This is a genomic window from Gallibacterium genomosp. 1, assembly GCF_000771875.1.
Classification (GTDB): Bacteria; Pseudomonadota; Gammaproteobacteria; order Enterobacterales; family Pasteurellaceae; genus Gallibacterium.
In genome coordinates, this window is the sequence record NZ_JPXX01000021.1 from 1 (window position 1) to 14,347 (window position 14,347).

General features: G+C 42.2%; 25 protein-coding genes. All 25 read right to left on the minus strand.

Annotation, left to right across the window (positions count from 1 at the left end; all coding sequences use genetic code 11):
- On the minus strand, positions 1 to 427 hold a 427-nt coding region (locus tag JP36_RS07310; protein WP_209434483.1), incomplete at its 3' end, for a phage antirepressor N-terminal domain-containing protein.
- 312 nt (positions 428 to 739) lie between these two features.
- Positions 740 to 1,885, minus strand: coding sequence for a type I restriction endonuclease (locus tag JP36_RS07315; protein WP_039135654.1), 1,146 nt, complete (start codon positions 1,883 to 1,885; stop codon positions 740 to 742).
- 88 nt (positions 1,886 to 1,973) lie between these two features.
- Complete coding sequence (locus tag JP36_RS07320; protein WP_039080997.1) at positions 1,974 to 2,210, minus strand: phage tail assembly protein T; 237 nt, start codon at positions 2,208 to 2,210, stop codon at positions 1,974 to 1,976.
- Between the two features lie 44 nt (positions 2,211 to 2,254).
- The gene (locus JP36_RS07325; RefSeq protein WP_039173511.1) at positions 2,255 to 2,668 is read right to left on the minus strand and encodes a hypothetical protein; all 414 of its coding nucleotides are present in this window, start codon (positions 2,666 to 2,668) and stop codon (positions 2,255 to 2,257) included.
- Positions 2,669 to 2,728: 60 nt separating this feature from the next.
- Positions 2,729 to 3,382, minus strand: coding sequence for a hypothetical protein (locus JP36_RS07330; RefSeq protein ID WP_039173512.1), 654 nt, complete (start codon positions 3,380 to 3,382; stop codon positions 2,729 to 2,731).
- 2 nt (positions 3,383 to 3,384) lie between these two features.
- A complete protein-coding gene (locus JP36_RS07335) occupies positions 3,385 to 3,729 on the minus strand; it encodes a DUF3168 domain-containing protein (RefSeq protein WP_039173513.1) in 345 nt (114 codons plus the stop codon).
- Positions 3,726 to 4,205 carry an HK97-gp10 family putative phage morphogenesis protein gene (locus JP36_RS07340; RefSeq protein ID WP_039173522.1) on the minus strand — a complete coding sequence of 160 codons (480 nt, stop codon included), beginning with the start codon at positions 4,203 to 4,205 and terminating at the stop codon, positions 3,726 to 3,728. The genes JP36_RS07335 and JP36_RS07340 overlap by 4 nt, the downstream gene beginning before the upstream one ends.
- Positions 4,198 to 4,521 (minus strand): phage head closure protein, encoded by a 324-nt coding sequence (locus JP36_RS07345; protein WP_039173526.1) that lies wholly within the window; start codon positions 4,519 to 4,521, stop codon positions 4,198 to 4,200. The genes JP36_RS07340 and JP36_RS07345 overlap by 8 nt, the downstream gene beginning before the upstream one ends.
- The gene (locus JP36_RS07350; RefSeq protein ID WP_039173528.1) at positions 4,522 to 4,836 is read right to left on the minus strand and encodes a head-tail connector protein; all 315 of its coding nucleotides are present in this window, start codon (positions 4,834 to 4,836) and stop codon (positions 4,522 to 4,524) included.
- Positions 4,837 to 4,889: 53 nt separating this feature from the next.
- Complete coding sequence (locus JP36_RS07355) at positions 4,890 to 6,089, minus strand: phage major capsid protein (RefSeq protein WP_039173530.1); 1,200 nt, start codon at positions 6,087 to 6,089, stop codon at positions 4,890 to 4,892.
- Positions 6,090 to 6,091: 2 nt separating this feature from the next.
- Positions 6,092 to 6,751, minus strand: coding sequence for an HK97 family phage prohead protease (locus JP36_RS07360; protein WP_039173534.1), 660 nt, complete (start codon positions 6,749 to 6,751; stop codon positions 6,092 to 6,094).
- Entirely contained in the window at positions 6,735 to 7,979 is a 1,245-nt protein-coding gene (locus JP36_RS07365) for a phage portal protein (protein ID WP_039173537.1), read from the minus strand. Before JP36_RS07365 ends, JP36_RS07360 begins: the two co-directional genes overlap by 17 nt.
- Positions 7,976 to 9,487, minus strand: coding sequence for a terminase large subunit (locus tag JP36_RS07370; protein WP_039173541.1), 1,512 nt, complete (start codon positions 9,485 to 9,487; stop codon positions 7,976 to 7,978). Before JP36_RS07370 ends, JP36_RS07365 begins: the two co-directional genes overlap by 4 nt.
- Positions 9,487 to 9,951, minus strand: a complete 465-nt coding sequence (locus tag JP36_RS07375) for a hypothetical protein (RefSeq protein WP_039173544.1) — start codon at positions 9,949 to 9,951, stop codon at positions 9,487 to 9,489. The genes JP36_RS07370 and JP36_RS07375 overlap by 1 nt, the downstream gene beginning before the upstream one ends.
- Before the next feature lie 98 nt (positions 9,952 to 10,049).
- The gene (locus tag JP36_RS07380) at positions 10,050 to 10,373 is read right to left on the minus strand and encodes an HNH endonuclease (protein WP_039173548.1); all 324 of its coding nucleotides are present in this window, start codon (positions 10,371 to 10,373) and stop codon (positions 10,050 to 10,052) included.
- On the minus strand, positions 10,370 to 10,648 hold the full coding sequence (locus tag JP36_RS11340) for a hypothetical protein (protein WP_234702169.1): 279 nt from the start codon (positions 10,646 to 10,648) through the stop codon (positions 10,370 to 10,372). The genes JP36_RS07380 and JP36_RS11340 overlap by 4 nt, the downstream gene beginning before the upstream one ends.
- Entirely contained in the window at positions 10,554 to 10,880 is a 327-nt protein-coding gene (locus JP36_RS11980; protein WP_039173552.1) for a DUF2570 family protein, read from the minus strand. Before JP36_RS11980 ends, JP36_RS11340 begins: the two co-directional genes overlap by 95 nt.
- A gap of 3 nt (positions 10,881 to 10,883) precedes the next feature.
- Positions 10,884 to 11,291 carry a M15 family metallopeptidase gene (locus JP36_RS07390; RefSeq protein WP_039090672.1) on the minus strand — a complete coding sequence of 136 codons (408 nt, stop codon included), beginning with the start codon at positions 11,289 to 11,291 and terminating at the stop codon, positions 10,884 to 10,886.
- The gene (locus JP36_RS07395) at positions 11,278 to 11,616 is read right to left on the minus strand and encodes a phage holin, lambda family (RefSeq protein WP_039173555.1); all 339 of its coding nucleotides are present in this window, start codon (positions 11,614 to 11,616) and stop codon (positions 11,278 to 11,280) included. Before JP36_RS07395 ends, JP36_RS07390 begins: the two co-directional genes overlap by 14 nt.
- A 134-nt stretch (positions 11,617 to 11,750) precedes the next feature.
- Entirely contained in the window at positions 11,751 to 12,257 is a 507-nt protein-coding gene (locus JP36_RS07400; protein WP_039173558.1) for an antiterminator Q family protein, read from the minus strand.
- Entirely contained in the window at positions 12,257 to 12,616 is a 360-nt protein-coding gene (locus JP36_RS07405; protein WP_039083461.1) for a RusA family crossover junction endodeoxyribonuclease, read from the minus strand. The genes JP36_RS07400 and JP36_RS07405 overlap by 1 nt, the downstream gene beginning before the upstream one ends.
- Entirely contained in the window at positions 12,613 to 12,903 is a 291-nt protein-coding gene (locus JP36_RS07410) for a DUF1364 domain-containing protein (protein ID WP_413540310.1), read from the minus strand. Before JP36_RS07410 ends, JP36_RS07405 begins: the two co-directional genes overlap by 4 nt.
- Before the next feature lie 84 nt (positions 12,904 to 12,987).
- Positions 12,988 to 13,623 (minus strand): DUF1367 family protein, encoded by a 636-nt coding sequence (locus JP36_RS07415; RefSeq protein ID WP_039173563.1) that lies wholly within the window; start codon positions 13,621 to 13,623, stop codon positions 12,988 to 12,990.
- Entirely contained in the window at positions 13,593 to 14,102 is a 510-nt protein-coding gene (locus tag JP36_RS07420; protein ID WP_039173567.1) for a DNA N-6-adenine-methyltransferase, read from the minus strand. The genes JP36_RS07415 and JP36_RS07420 overlap by 31 nt, the downstream gene beginning before the upstream one ends.
- A gap of 3 nt (positions 14,103 to 14,105) precedes the next feature.
- The gene (locus tag JP36_RS07425; protein WP_039173570.1) at positions 14,106 to 14,345 is read right to left on the minus strand and encodes a hypothetical protein; all 240 of its coding nucleotides are present in this window, start codon (positions 14,343 to 14,345) and stop codon (positions 14,106 to 14,108) included.
- Between the last annotated feature and the right edge of the window lie 2 nt (positions 14,346 to 14,347).

The following is a 14,347-nucleotide window of genomic DNA, read 5'->3' on the forward strand; positions in this document are numbered from 1 at the left end:
AGTGGTACAGGTTGGCAATAATGCGGATTGCTTCTTCATCGGCTTCCACTTCGGCAAGAGGTAAAGGTTGTTGTTTTGGTTTATTCCAATAATCAAACAACGCTTGATAACATTCTCTTTTGTAGGTGATCAATGTTTCTCGGATTTCAGGTTTCACCCGTTTTACATCAATGCCAAATAGCCAGCCGTTGAGGTATTGGATTGGGAGGCAGAGCATTTCACGCTTTTTGCCGTCTTCAGCAACTATGGTTATGATAACCATAGTTGAATTTAGTATTTCATCTCTTTTCAATCTTTGAGCCTGAGCAGTCCAATCTAAACCTATGTTCTCACAGATCGGTTTCATTGCTGTATAGTGTGTGCCATTTTGTTCAAAAGTAACTAAAGATTGATTATGGAATTGAATTGTTTGAAGTTGAGTGTTCATATAAGAACTCCTTTGAAAGTTTTTCGAAGTTTAAGATTAACCCTGTTATAGGGTTGCCAAGAGGTTCGAAAACCGCCAAAGGAACGGTCGGGATTATTCCCCTTTCGGGTGTTTTATTCTCCGCCCTCTCGGCATAGAGTGATATGTGCGTTCAATTCGTTATGAGAAAAAAGGAGAAACACAAATTTTACGCATAAAAAAAAACCGCTATGCTATCGGGTGCGGATTACCGCCTTTGGTTGCAGGTTTCGACGCCTATGTGGATAATATAAAATAAAGCCCTATTTATTGCAATAGGGCCTATACTTTTTTCTATTTTTTCCTAGAAAAATTATTGTCATCTTGACAATATTCCAAACAATCTTTGATTAAACCGCTAATTCTTAATATATTCTCAGGTCTATCAATGATAATGTTAGATCCACTAATTTCTAATCCTGCTCGCTGAATCTCAGCTTTATGGATCTCGGCGAGCTCCAAAGGAACCGTAATACTTGGTCGTTGTTTATTATCGAAGTAACGTAAGATCCATCTGTTTGTTTTTCCCTTATACAATACCGTAAAATATGATTCAGTATCTTTGGCATCAATTTCTGCATCTTCGCCTAAAATTAAAACAACATAATCAAACAGCAAACGTTCTGTATATGTTGTTACAATTTTACTGTTCTCCGGATCAATTAGTGGTGCTTTTTCATCAATTTCTTGTTCCGGCTCTACGGCTTCTTCCAAAGGCTGGTTTCGTCTTGATAAACCTGATACGACCATCGCACTTACTGATTTTTCTACTGCCTGCTTAACAATTGACGTAATAGAATCAAGAAATCTCTGATTCAGTTGTCTGCCAATATTTGAACGGCTGGCAACATAACGAACAAATTCACTATCAACATCTTTTAAGCTTTCTGTAATTGTTTTCGTAAAAGCCGAAAGATAAACACTTTCTTCTGCTAGTGTTCTCAAGGCTTCTGGCTGAAATCTATCGTGACAGAACTGGCTTAATTGAGTTATTTTGGAATCATCCACATTCTCAAAATTGATCCGTAAAAACGGCGTATCGTCCATTATGTTTTTTTCTTTTAGATCAGTAAAGAAACGCCATTCTCTCCCATTTGTAACGGCTGCTACAGTAACCTCAGGCGTTGCATTAAAATATCTTGATAACTGTGGAACGTGATTCGTCAAATTCTCATTGTACGATTTTGCCTCAATAAACATCACCGGGACATCGTGGCAGAATAATGCGTAGTCCACTCTTTCACCATTTTTTGCCCCAACAAAATCAGCAGTGTATTCAGCTCTAACTCTAGTTGGATCATATGGGCTAAATCCTAATATATCTAATAAAGGTAATATTAATGCCTGCTTTGTTGTTTCTTCTGTTGTGCAATGTATTCCAACATTAATGACGTGTTGTATATGTGATAAAACGCGATCTTTAAATAAATTCTGGCTCATATTAACTCCTAAGCTAAAAAATAGGTGTTAATCATAGCAAAATCAAAGCCGTTTTAAAGTGATAGAGATCACATAGAGGTAGCATAATCTACCTCTGTGCCAAAAACATCTCGCTACCATCATCAAAATCTTGGCTATTTTCCACCGCACTTTGTTCCGCAAAAAACGGCATAAACTCGGTGAGTTTTGGGCTGTCTTTTTTGGGGTCGCTATTAATCGCTGCTAGCAAGTAGGCAATTTGTGCGGTGCGATAATCTTCACGCCATAACCCGAAAGGTTGTTCTTGGTAGAATTGTTCATATTCTTGCAAGTGGCGCTCTGGCATTGCTTCGATTTCTGATAGCGTTTTACCCAACGCAAGGGATAAGGTTAATTGGAACTTGCGTCGGGCGGTGAGTTTTTTGGGGTATCGGCATTTTCGGCTTGATTAAAGGCGGTGAGTACGCTGTCATCAAGGGTTAAAATGGCTTCTAAATCTTCGATATTGTCAGGATCAAACAAGTTATTACCTTTTTCATCGCATAATTTGATAGCAAGATTGCGTGCAAGACGGTATTTATCGGCAATCGGCTCAAGTTGCTTAGCTAGTGCGTCTTCATCATTCAAATTAAGCTCTATACCTTGCGCGGTGGCTTGGGCTTTCAGCCAATTTTGATATTCAAACACTTCACGGTTTACATCACCTACAGTAAAAGAACGGATATAGTAGGTATTGCCGTTGAGTTCAAAGGGTTTTAGTGTTGGTTTAATCGCAAGTAAGGTTGCTTTAGTGCCTTTGTTCATTGTTGATTTCCTTAAAATGTTTATAAAAAACACCGCACTTTTTATCGTGCGGTGAGTTGATTATGCGACTGGTAATAAATAATCCCGTTTGGATTGTTTAATGGTTACACCTGATTCAAACTTGCCTTTGACTTCACCGCTAATGTTGGTGCTGGTTTGAATAAAGCCTGTGCCATATAACGAGCCTTGATTGTTTTTGAACACAATCAAATAGGGGAACGTTTCTTTGCCGTAGAACTTCTTGCGTAAATCCGCTTGCATTGCGGTAGCGGGTGCCCAGAAGAAAGTCAGTTTTACGTTACCAAACTCAATATCGCCCGGTTCGGTTTCAGTGCCTTCGCTGCACATTGTGGTCACATCTTCTTCTGTCAGGGTGTCGCCGTCTTTTTCAATGTTTTTGATGGCGCAGAAGTTGGAAGACCAACGCACTTTTTCCAATTGTGCTTGCGCAAAATTGGTCGGTTTATCCTGTGTTGACCAATCAACCTCATCCGCTAAGGTGATCACATCAGTTTGTACCGACTTCACCGGATAATAACCGTCTAATGCGCCTAATCCGCTGATTTTGATACAATCTCCGGCTTTCACACCGTGTCCGGTAGCGGTAATGGTGGCATTGGGGCTAATACTACAAGCAGTAATCGCCTTTTTCGTTTCTAAGCCAATGCCGATATAAAATTTTGTGCCTTGGAAAGGCGTGGTTTGTGTGGCCATAGTTATTCTCCATAAGCTATTTGATACATCACTACACGGCGGTGTAGTTTTGTATCGGGTTCATAATCACTAAAATCCGAAATGCGTTCGGCAAAATCAAATTCATCTTCTATCGCTTCAAACAATGCTTCGCGCAAGTTAAAGATGTCATCAACTTGATTGCTGTAAATGTCGATTTGCACTTGGTAATCATCTAAATCCCCATCTTCTAGGGCTGAATTTGGGGTGATGGTGGGGAATTGATACACAATGACGGGATAGGTCGTATTGGTATCAGGGAGCACTTCATAAAAACAACGCCCTGCAACCAAAGGCGACAGGGCGTTAAATAAGTCGTGTTGGATCATTTGTTTCCTTCCCTTAAGATTTCCTCTCGTAAGGTAGTAATAATGGCATTAGCAGCTTGGTCTTTCGTTTGTTCAAACGCTGTTCGCAAGAAAGGGCGTGCCGGCATTTTTGATGTGCCGAACTCAACAAATCGCCAATAATACGGATCGTTAGGGTTATACGCCCCGCCTTTCTGTGCTTTGGACTTAAACTTTTCGATTTGTTTACCCGAAAGCTTTTTTACACCAATATAGGTGTTAGTTTTGCCATTTCGACCGACTTTGGTCTTGGATTGAATGGCTTTTTTTAATGTACCTGCACGTCGGTGCGGAACTTTCTCTTTCAAGGTTGGGGCGTTATTGCGTGCTTTATCGCGTACAATCGCCCCACCTTTGCGCATTGCTTTAACGGCAATACGGTTGGCTGCTTTTCGTCCGAGTTCTTTCATTGCTGCCGACAACGCCCTTAATCCTTCCACTTTGACCGTGCTAGCCATTGACTTTTTCCTTACATAACAGTTGCAATGCGGCGTTTCGTCCTTGGTAATTCAGCACTTCAACAATCTCAAAATGCCGTTCGCCAAAAACCACCCGCATTGTAGGCGTAATGCCTGCCCGATAACGTAACCAAATTTGCACGGTAACTTCCGACTGCACCTGTTGCGCGGAAAAATATTCTTTCCCCGTTAAAGGTTTGACTTCCGCCCAACAGCTGACAACGTCTTGCCATTCGGTAACCAATGCGCCGTAGTCGTTTTGGGTGTTGATTTGCTGCTGTATCTTGATTCGATGACGCAGTTTGCCAATTTGCATTTACACCCCCATTAATCGGTAAGGTTGGATTAGCCGCCAAACACCTTGCTCAATTTCTTTAGAAGTTATACCTACTACAACGCTTTCTCTGTGTTCATACCAGTGGGCAATGGTCATTAGCATTGCCTGTTTAATTGCCGCATTTGCCACAAGCCCCATTGATTCCTCTTCTGGCACACTATCTAGATAGAGCTTGCGCCCAAGTTGGCTTTCAAGGTAGGTTTGCGCAGCGGTTTCATACTGAGTTAAGAGCGTGTCTTCTTCATTATGATCAATACGGCAATGTTGTTTGATAAGCTCAAGCGAGATAAGCATTGGTAAAAATCTCCAAGAAAAAGCACCGCACTTGAGTTGTGCGGTGTTAAGGGTTATTTCGTTTTAGGCGCAAGTGTACCTTTAATAAAGGCCTCTGGACGATATACCGCGAGGGCTAAGCGTTCTTCTGCCAAGATGGTCACTAAGTTGCGCACAAAGTCATCTTCATTTTCCGTTGCAATAGCGATGGCTGAAGCCTGACGGTCAAACACCTGCGCGCCAAGACTAAATGCCCCAGTCAAGAAAGTGCCTGCGTTCATTGCTTGGGTTTGCACCACTGGTAAGCCCCATAAGGTTGGCTGTGCAGTGCCTTGCGGATTGCCGATAATGTTACGTCCCATACCGTCTTTTTCCAACTCAATTTTTGTCCAATCGATAGGGTTAAGCACATAGCCTGTGGCTGGATATTCTGCAATTAAGGCTTGCAATTGCGCTAATCGCAGTTGATCAATGATGGTGTAGGTCGCCAATTTTGCAGGATCTGCAAAGGCGGTGGCTTGCGGTAAAATCCCGTGTAAGGCACCACTTGATCCATCTCCGTTTAAGAGCTGACGATCTTCAAACAGTTTCAAACCGTAAATTAAGCGTCCGTTGATGTAGCTTTGTAACATTGGCGCATCATCTAAAATTTGGCGAGAGGCTTTCATATAATGCGCGATGGTTTTTACACCAAGCGTTACTTCGTCAAATTTAATATCGGATTGGGCTTTTTTATCTCCCTCATTCACTTGATACGCCGCGCTGTTTGTAAATCCTGTTTCACGAATGTATGTGATGGAATTACTTTGTGTGGTGCCTTTGGCGAGCAAGTCGCGAATGGTGAGTGCCTGATCTGGCGGCGTTAAAATTCCCGGTAATTTATGCTCAGGAATTAATGCACCTGCCGCCCCCGCTGTATTAGTCGTGGCACTGGTAATGGTGGCTTTTACGGATAAATGGGCGGAGTTGCCTTTGCGTGGATCTTGCGTAAATTTTTGGAAGCTCTCTGATTCCATTAGCTGTTCCACTAAGGATTTTTCAGCGGGTTCATTAGCTCCACCACGACGCGCGGCTTTTTGCTCTAACTCATCTAAACGGCTTTTCGCTTCATTCATTGAGATTAAGGCTTCGTCCACTTGCGCTTTTAAGCCCTCTAAGCCTTTTTCGTTGTTCGCCATTTTACCTTGTAGTTCTTCCCCCAACCCTTTTACTTGGTCGGTGGCTTTTTTAAACTCGCTGGCGAGCTGTTCAAGATTTTTTTCTGTTTCTGACATAATTAGTGTTCTCCTGTAATGGATTTGATTATATTTAATGCGTTGCTAAGTGATTTTTCTTCAGGCTCGCCCTGAATGAGTTTTTTCAAGCCGTAGCTAGCAACGGTTACAGCTTGTTTTTGTGAAAACCCCAAATCCCTTAGGGCTTTCTCAAATTCAGCAAGAGTAGGCAATCTGCCTTTTTCTAACACAGATTTCACTTTTTCCACGCGACTTGCTTCATTAGCGGGAAAAGTAACTACCGAGATTTCTCTTAATTCAATGGCAAGTAATTCTGTGGAGTCCTCTTTTTCATCATAGGTCCACTTATTTACTCGATAGCCAATAGAGAGCCCATCAATAGCACCCGCCATCATTAAAGCGTGGACTTCCTTGGCTTTTGCCACGTCGTTAATCAGTAATCGCCCTTCGCCGTATAAGCCCTTCTCATCTTCCTTAAGCTGTGTCCATACGCCGATAGGCTGATTGCGGTCGTGGTTCCATAATACCGGCGGCATTTTGCCTTGCTCTTTCCACATCTTGATGGAGTCTAAAAATGCCCCTTTGCGTACGATCTCATCGTAGGCATCTTTCACATCAAACACGTTACAATAGCCCGAAAAAAAACCATCTTCTTTGATGGCTTCGGCTTTAAATAAGAGATCTTTAGTTCGGCTTGTCATTGGCTATGTCCTTTCCGATTTTATCAATCGCGGTCAAATTAAGTTGTACAGTCAGTTGATCTGCACCGTCCACAGCAGGGAGATTTTCTAATGCCCGCACTTCATTTCGAGTCATTACGCCATTTTGCAAAAGTGCGGTGTAAAAACTCGCTCTTCCTGCGCTATCTGCACGCAATAGCCCTTCCACACTAAAAATAGGGTAAATTTTTGACCGCTCTTCAGGTTTTAGCAATTTGCGTGTAATGGTTTGTTCAATCCGTTTTAACATTGGATTGAGTGAGTAGGTCAGGAAATTTTGCGTAATTTGTTCCGCACTTGATGCCCAAGAGGACGATTTATCCGTGCTATAAATTAATTGAGGCGGTACGCCAAAGGCTCGGCAAATTTCTTCAATTCCAAAATAGCGACTTTCTAATAATTGGGCGTCTTGTGGGTTGATCCAACTGCCTGACATATTGGCTGGTTCCATTCCTGCTTCAAGCACCATCCACTTGCCAGCGTTTTCAGGCTTGCCAAATTCGCTTAATCCCTCTCGCACGCGCCTGCGTTGCTCATCGGATAAAATCCGCTCACCGGTTTTCAAAAAACCGCCCGCCTTTAAATTATTATTAAAGGCTTTGGCCGCAGCATTATTCGCAGCAGTTTGCAAGCCCATTACTTGTGCTTGGTAGCGAATGGGGGATAATCCAATTAAACCATCAAGGGTAAAGCCCCTAAAATGCAAAATATCCCATTCGGCGTAATTACCGCCGTCCACGTTATTTTTGGTGTAAAGGTAGCGGATTTCGCCGTTATCACTGCGTTGCACCTGCATATACTGTGGATCAAGAATATCCAATGCAACCACACGCCCACCAATCCGATTTATGCGGCAATAGACGTTGCCCCATAAATCAAGGTTAGCAATCACCGCTTCCCAAAACTCACTGGCACACATATCTGCATTTGGCGTGTCGTGAATGATTTTGTAAAGGGGGTGATCGCGAGCGATTTGCCGTTGTTCATTTTTGAGGTGGAAAGGCAGTGAAGCAATGGTTTGACTGCGTAACCGCACACAAGCCCAAACCGCACTTAATTTTAAGGCGGTTTCTCCGTTTACCGTTTCCCCTGAACCACTTGCCTCACTCACAAAGGGTTCTACAACACTGCCTTTATCAAGGCGTTTTCCGCCTGAAAACCAGCGTTGGTAAAAACGGCTCCACCAGTTTTTATCATTTAGTGTACTCATCCGATAATCATATCCTGTAAAAATGCATCAATATTTAATGGCGTTTCCGCACTTTCTGCTATGCCAAGTGCCATCGCAAGTGCGACCATTCCATCAATTCGTCCTGTTGCTTTATGTTTTTCAAATTTTCGGTTGCCGGCGGGGTCTTTGGTGATGACTGCGTTTGCCGCACACATCGTTAAAACGGGGTGCATACCGTGGCGCAGTTGTCCATTAAGCAATTGGCTTTCTAAGGTGTCAATTGCCGGCGACATATCTTTAAATCCTTGACCAAAAGGCACTAATGGCAACGTAATGCCCTGTGCGTCCATTTCTTTTTTGAAAATGTCCATTCGCCATCGGTCAAACGCAATTGAGGCAATATCAAAATCACTTAAGATTTCAGCAATATCCCGCACAACGTGAGCATAGTCCACGGTGGCACCAGGTGTGGTGCGAATAAAACCTTGTTTAGCCCAAGCATCATAAGGGCTTCGGTCGCGCTTTGCGCGGTCAATCAAACCCTGTTCCGGCGTCCAGAAATAACTATAAACATTGGTTTTGCCATTTGGCTCTTTGGCAACCAGTACCAGCGACGTTAAGTCTGTTCGTGCAGATAAATCTAAACCGCCATACACACTTAATCCCATAGGGGGCTGTGCGACTTCGCCATTAGCTTTCCAGACATCTTGCGTAACAAACGTGGATACCGTGCTGACCCGCTGATTGAGGTTTAAATTGCGGAACGTATTTTCAAAGCTTGGCATTCGATTCGCTTTATCTGCCAATTTTTTGATGTCTTCCTCACTGCGGAACACACCTAACGCAGGATTGGCTTGTTTCCACGCTTTCGGATCAGTAATTTTTAAGTCTTTATCCGCGCTGTAAACGTGGCAAACCGTATGTGGATCGCCGCTGTTGATTGCGTCATCAATCCAAATGGAAAGCAAATCTGCGTCATTTGCGGCTTGCGTGCTGATGGTGAGCAATAATGGGCTTTTATGTGCGCCTTGTGCGGTAGTAATCGCATCAACAAAAGCCGATTGGCTCCCTTGCACTTGTCCAACTTCATCTAAAATCGCCAGCACTGGCGATAAACCTTGTGCGGTTTTACCGTCTGCGGCTAAGGCTTTGTATTCAACATTCATTGGTCGCCCAATCAGCCGTTTACCACTTGGCTTAATATCAACAAGGGTAGTCAGTTTAGGGTTAAGCTGGATCATTTTTACCGCAAGGTTAAACACGAGAGCAGCTTGTTCACGACTCAGTGCACCACTGACAATCTGGCTATTTAAGATGGCAACAGGGCCCACTAAATGCGCCAATAATAAACACGCGATAAGTGCCGTTTTTCCATTTTTACGCCCAATCGACAAAATACCGTGTGTGGTCCCCTGTGGATTGTCATAAACGTCAAAAATAAAGCGTTTTTGGAAATCCTCTAATTTAATCGGGCTTCCTACTAACGCCCCCTCAGGTACAAAACAATATTTTTCAATAAAAGCGATGACTTTTTCTGCCGTCGTCATTAGTTAAACACCCTTGCAATTAAGCCGTCATCGTCATCAAGAGCTTTTTTCGCTTCCTGATAAAGCTGATTGATCTTCACTTGATCACGACTTTCTCCATTTGTCGCACGACTGTGAATTTGCAAACTTCGGCACATTTGGATTTCACGCTTGTACAGGTCTTCGATCACATAGTGCAGCGGGTGCATTTTCATTGTGCCGGTGTCTGTTTTTACCCAGCGGCGCGCTTGTGTTGCCAATTCGTGTTCGTAGTCATCAATTTCTGCATAGAGTTTTGCGAGTTTTACCGCCCGTTCTTGGTCGATCGGCGTCCAACTGTCTAAGGCACGGCTATTGATAATACTGTTCCAATAGCGCGTTTCTAATTTGGTTAATTTTTTTGGTGGTGATAGCTTGGTTTGTGCCGCTTTGGTGGCTAACACTTTTGCAGTGGCGCTATCACTACGCAATTTGCGTCCACTCATAAAAGGCCTCCTAAAGTGCTAAAAAAAGGGTAGAAAAACTGTAATAGCGATCACGCAGAGTTCCCCCAGCGGTAGCCCAAGGCGTTTGCCTGAACTTTTTACCCGCCCTCTCCCTTATTGAATGGGTGGTCTGGGTCGATAGGAAATCCACTTGTATCGCAGCCGATATGATTAAGTTTTTTAATTTCAGCTTTTTGTTTTGCGCTGTCGTGATGTAACTTACAAAGCGATTGCAAATTATCAGGGTCGAAGAATAAATCTAAGTTGCCCTTATGAGGTGTTATATGGTCAACCACCGTAGCGGGAGTAAGTTTACCCGCTTGAGAACAGAAAACGCATAAGGGTTGTTTTGCTAATTGGTCTAAACGTAGTTGTTTCCACGCCTTACGATGATAAAGATGATGCCATCTGGCTCTACTCATTTATGTAACTCCACTTGCCATTCTCTAATCTTATCAATACGATTAAGGCACATATCACGCTCGCGTTTGAGTATCACTGCATACTGTGCGACATCACCATAGCTTTGCCCTTTGAAATGCGTTTTATCAAGATAAGTTAAATACGCAGGCGGAACAGGCGAACAAGCACATTGAACAGGCTCACTGCTGCAAGAACTCAATAACAGACTGAGGAGCGTTGTGCCGATAACAATCACTGTTTTTTTCGACTGTCGATATATTTTTAATAATCTCATCTGATTGACTCCTTGCCTCTGACTCTTGCTTACTCAATTCCAATGCTAATTGTTGATTGATTAGTGCATCCGTTTTTAACCGCTCAATCGTGCTGCTTTGCATTGCGATCGTGTTTGATTGCTTAGCCATCTCCACTTTTAATGATTTGATATGCTGATGCTGATAGATCACACTAACAAGTAACAACGCCATAATCGCTATCACATATAGCCCTTTATTTGTTGTGAACATCTCTCACCTGTCCGGATATGCCTGACGACTTAACTGAAAGTGAGGTCCATCATAAAATGAACGCCAATCACCGCCCCACTCAACCTCAATATGCAAACGTTTACCGATTGCTTTCACCAATTCCGCCAGCACTTTAAATTTTGCTTTATTATTCCAGTCAATAACCGTTTTACCGTTCTCGACTGTAACCGGTGCTAAATCAACGGCGTGGCCAGTTAAATGACGACTATTCATCGTCTTACTTGCACCGCTTTTCACCAACGCAGCTTGTCGTGCTTTACTGCGCTTACCTTCCACCACCATAAAATCAAACGTTGATTCCGCAATAGCAGTCCGCACCACCTTAACCAAATCAGGATGCACACCAACCAAACGCATTTCACTAGTAGTAGAAAATTTAAATCTGCTCATCTTTATTCACTCGCTTTTTAATTGCTTGCATCAAATACTCACGGATTTTCTCCGCACCAATAAAACCAAACATTCCCCCGACAAAAGAGGCTAAACTCTCCGGAAAACCAAAATGATCAAGCAATGACATACAAGACAACGTCAATGCACCACAAATCGCACCATCCAACATCCGCTGCCGATAACTGGTCTTTTGCCGTAAAAATGCCGCGCGTAACAACGACATAAAAAAAGCCATCACAGCTCCTGCGATGGCATTGTAGTTTTGCTGAATGTATGCCCAAACAATGAGCCATACATTCGGATCTTTTTCAGGCATTTTCATTCCCCCACCTCCATTTCAGAGGTAATAAAAAACCCCAGACATTGCTGCCTAGGGTGATGAATTTCTTACTTGGTGAACATCACTTACACAACGCCCACCGTTACACAAAATAATAGGACAATGACCCAAACTTGTCAATAACAAACTTTGATATTTTTACAACTTTTAGCCACATTTTTTAGAATAATAAAACCTTTTAACAACAATTCGTGAATAATCGCTGTTGCCAAATCTAACCTACGCTTCACATAACGCTTCACCGTTTTTAAACTCGGCTTTCTCACAGAAGACTTATGTGCATACGCTCTCATCAAACGAGGCTCGATTTCATCAAACAATAACACCGACAAACGATTAACAGATAACCGATCGACATAATAGCCATAAATAATGAAATGCAATTCTTTATCCTGCGTAGTAAAAAACTCATCAATCATTTGGCTAATCATCAAACCCTCTTCATCAGTACAAATCGGCTCTGACGGATCTGCAGGAGTTACGCTATCCATTAATCTACCAATGATATTAACTTGTCTTTTATCTAATCTTCCTGAGCGAATCCAAGCCCCCCATTTACAGAGCCACTCTTTTACCCATTTTTCTTGCTCATTAGTTAGCTGTAAATCACTCAAATACTTCATTACCTTAATTCCTTTAATTTAACCACTACCATACCGCCTTTTACTACACCGACGCTCTTTACTCGATAATCTTTTATGACTCTATTACTATCCCCCTCAATAATTCCTGATGCTGTAAGTGCGTCAAATAAGGCTTTTTGCAAATTATCTGGATCACGTTCTCGATTGTCTGGGTAATACACATCTATTTGCATTTGTACTGTGCCTTGCAATGGATCAAACTGATTACAGATATTCAAAACTTTTTCTCTAAATTCTTTCCCCGTTTTCGATATATAGTGCCGCCCTTGTCTTGTATGGCGCCAATAGTGGTTTACGCTTGGTGGGTATGGCAAGCAGAGTTCTACCCAGTCACTCATAGCTTACCCTCCGATTTCAAAATAGCCTGCGTCCTAATCACCCCTTCGGCGTGAGCTAAACGCACAAACTCATAATCCATTTTTCTTGTTCTGCGATCGATTTCATCGTGGCAACTACTGCAAGCCCACGCTCCAAACATATCATCAGGCTTCATTCCAACACCGTTAATACCCACCATTCTAAAGTGGGCTAACACAACTGTTTCAGGATTATGATTACAGATTCCAGGTAATCTCACCTGACATTCACGTCCTTTTGCTTCTTTCCTTAAATTTGCCATTATCATTCCTCAAAATATAATCACACCAACACACACCCAAAACATTAAGCAACCCAACATTGATAAGATAAATCCCCAGTTCATTATTTATTACCCCAAAAATCCGATAAGTTGATTAATCTTGTTATCTAGTTGGATCTCACTTTCATACACATTGCATAAGGTTTCATTCCAAATAACGCCATAAACCCCTTTGTACACTTCATTAAATTTCTCTTGTGGCATATTCTCAAATGCAATCGACCAACGTTCTTTTATAGTGCCACCATCTTGCGTTGGCTTAATGTCATAAAAGCCAGCTTCTTTCATAACATGATTTAAGTAGGCTTCTAACGTTTTCATACCCTCGTAATCTAGTCTTGATTCTCGATTTATCCTGATTCTTTCTAAAATGCCATCCGCAATAGGTTTAGTTACGTTTAAATATAAATTTTCATCATTAGCTGCTAGAGCTATCTCGTGAGCGACTTTCTTTGCTATCCACACTTCTGCTTGAGTAAGTACGTTAAACTTAGGCTGCCAGTACTCAAACCCAGCATCTAATAACGCAAAAAACTTCTTGTGGTGCTGGTAATTGCGGTTATTCGCAATTGGTGTAATTTTTACTGCACTACCGATTGGCAAGCCTTTTAGTAAATTGCGGTCATAATCTGTTTCGGCTACAACCGCGCCATTAGCGTATTTAACAGCGTAAATTACTGTCTTTTTTCTTTGCTTGCTTGCCATTCAAGCCCCTCAAACTCATTAATATGTATATGGCGAATAACTTGCCCCATTGCCTTATGTCTAGGATCGAATATAGCCAAATGATTCCCTCGACAAACATCAGTCCACTTATCTGTTTCTGGATTTAAAAACTTAATTCGGCCACCAACGATAAATCGAATCTCAGTTGCTTTTTCTGCAACCAGTGAAAACCATTTAGTACTAATATCAACAGGCAAAAGCATCACTACTAAGCAATCGTGATTTTCGTATAACTCAACCGCACGTTTTACAAAACTAAGTGGATCACTGAATGGAGGGTTGATCCAAATGCGTTCGTTTATTAATGGATATGTCAGAAAATCCATCTCTGGTGTAATGTAACGCCCACATTTTGCGTTGTGAGTCAATGCTGCCCCGTCAATCGTAAAATTAAATTCTGCATTTATTTGGTTAAATACAGATAATGGTGTTGGGTATGTGTCTTTATCAAAACTCATTTATTACTCCTCTTCAGGCTCAACACCCAAATCTTTCAAACCAAAGTAGCCGCATGATTTTGTTCGGTTAACCCGGGCATACGCCCCCCATTTTTCAGACTCTTCCCATTTCCCTTCACAGCGAAATCTATCGTCAGACCATTCACCAATAAATGCACTCACCGGCTCACCATCCCATAAATCCGTTAATTCCCCACCGCAGTTTGGGCAAACTAATTTGATGTTATTTTTATCAACACTCATTA

Excerpts from the sequence above, each read along its gene's own strand:
- JP36_RS07315 (WP_039135654.1), bottom strand. The coding sequence starts at position 1,885 with ATGAGCCAGAATTTATTTAAAGATCGCGTTTTATCACATATACAACAC.
- JP36_RS07320 (WP_039080997.1), bottom strand. The coding sequence starts at position 2,210 with ATGCCAGAGCGCCACTTGCAAGAATATGAACAATTCTACCAAGAACAA.
- JP36_RS07325 (WP_039173511.1), bottom strand. The coding sequence starts at position 2,668 with ATGAACAAAGGCACTAAAGCAACCTTACTTGCGATTAAACCAACACTA.
- JP36_RS07330 (WP_039173512.1), bottom strand. The coding sequence starts at position 3,382 with ATGGCCACACAAACCACGCCTTTCCAAGGCACAAAATTTTATATCGGC.
- JP36_RS07335 (WP_039173513.1), bottom strand. The coding sequence starts at position 3,729 with ATGATCCAACACGACTTATTTAACGCCCTGTCGCCTTTGGTTGCAGGG.
- JP36_RS07340 (WP_039173522.1), bottom strand. The coding sequence starts at position 4,205 with ATGGCTAGCACGGTCAAAGTGGAAGGATTAAGGGCGTTGTCGGCAGCA.
- JP36_RS07345 (WP_039173526.1), bottom strand. The coding sequence starts at position 4,521 with ATGCAAATTGGCAAACTGCGTCATCGAATCAAGATACAGCAGCAAATC.
- JP36_RS07350 (WP_039173528.1), bottom strand. The coding sequence starts at position 4,836 with ATGCTTATCTCGCTTGAGCTTATCAAACAACATTGCCGTATTGATCAT.
- JP36_RS07355 (WP_039173530.1), bottom strand. The coding sequence starts at position 6,089 with ATGTCAGAAACAGAAAAAAATCTTGAACAGCTCGCCAGCGAGTTTAAA.
- JP36_RS07360 (WP_039173534.1), bottom strand. The coding sequence starts at position 6,751 with ATGACAAGCCGAACTAAAGATCTCTTATTTAAAGCCGAAGCCATCAAA.
- JP36_RS07365 (WP_039173537.1), bottom strand. The coding sequence starts at position 7,979 with ATGAGTACACTAAATGATAAAAACTGGTGGAGCCGTTTTTACCAACGC.
- JP36_RS07370 (WP_039173541.1), bottom strand. The coding sequence starts at position 9,487 with ATGACGACGGCAGAAAAAGTCATCGCTTTTATTGAAAAATATTGTTTT.
- JP36_RS07375 (WP_039173544.1), bottom strand. The coding sequence starts at position 9,951 with ATGAGTGGACGCAAATTGCGTAGTGATAGCGCCACTGCAAAAGTGTTA.
- JP36_RS07380 (WP_039173548.1), bottom strand. The coding sequence starts at position 10,373 with ATGAGTAGAGCCAGATGGCATCATCTTTATCATCGTAAGGCGTGGAAA.
- JP36_RS11340 (WP_234702169.1), bottom strand. The coding sequence starts at position 10,648 with ATGAGATTATTAAAAATATATCGACAGTCGAAAAAAACAGTGATTGTT.
- JP36_RS11980 (WP_039173552.1), bottom strand. The coding sequence starts at position 10,880 with ATGTTCACAACAAATAAAGGGCTATATGTGATAGCGATTATGGCGTTG.
- JP36_RS07390 (WP_039090672.1), bottom strand. The coding sequence starts at position 11,291 with ATGAGCAGATTTAAATTTTCTACTACTAGTGAAATGCGTTTGGTTGGT.
- JP36_RS07395 (WP_039173555.1), bottom strand. The coding sequence starts at position 11,616 with ATGAAAATGCCTGAAAAAGATCCGAATGTATGGCTCATTGTTTGGGCA.
- JP36_RS07400 (WP_039173558.1), bottom strand. The coding sequence starts at position 12,257 with ATGAAGTATTTGAGTGATTTACAGCTAACTAATGAGCAAGAAAAATGG.
- JP36_RS07405 (WP_039083461.1), bottom strand. The coding sequence starts at position 12,616 with ATGAGTGACTGGGTAGAACTCTGCTTGCCATACCCACCAAGCGTAAAC.
- JP36_RS07410 (WP_413540310.1), bottom strand. The coding sequence starts at position 12,903 with ATGATAATGGCAAATTTAAGGAAAGAAGCAAAAGGACGTGAATGTCAG.
- JP36_RS07415 (WP_039173563.1), bottom strand. The coding sequence starts at position 13,623 with ATGGCAAGCAAGCAAAGAAAAAAGACAGTAATTTACGCTGTTAAATAC.
- JP36_RS07420 (WP_039173567.1), bottom strand. The coding sequence starts at position 14,102 with ATGAGTTTTGATAAAGACACATACCCAACACCATTATCTGTATTTAAC.
- JP36_RS07425 (WP_039173570.1), bottom strand. The coding sequence starts at position 14,345 with ATGAGTGTTGATAAAAATAACATCAAATTAGTTTGCCCAAACTGCGGT.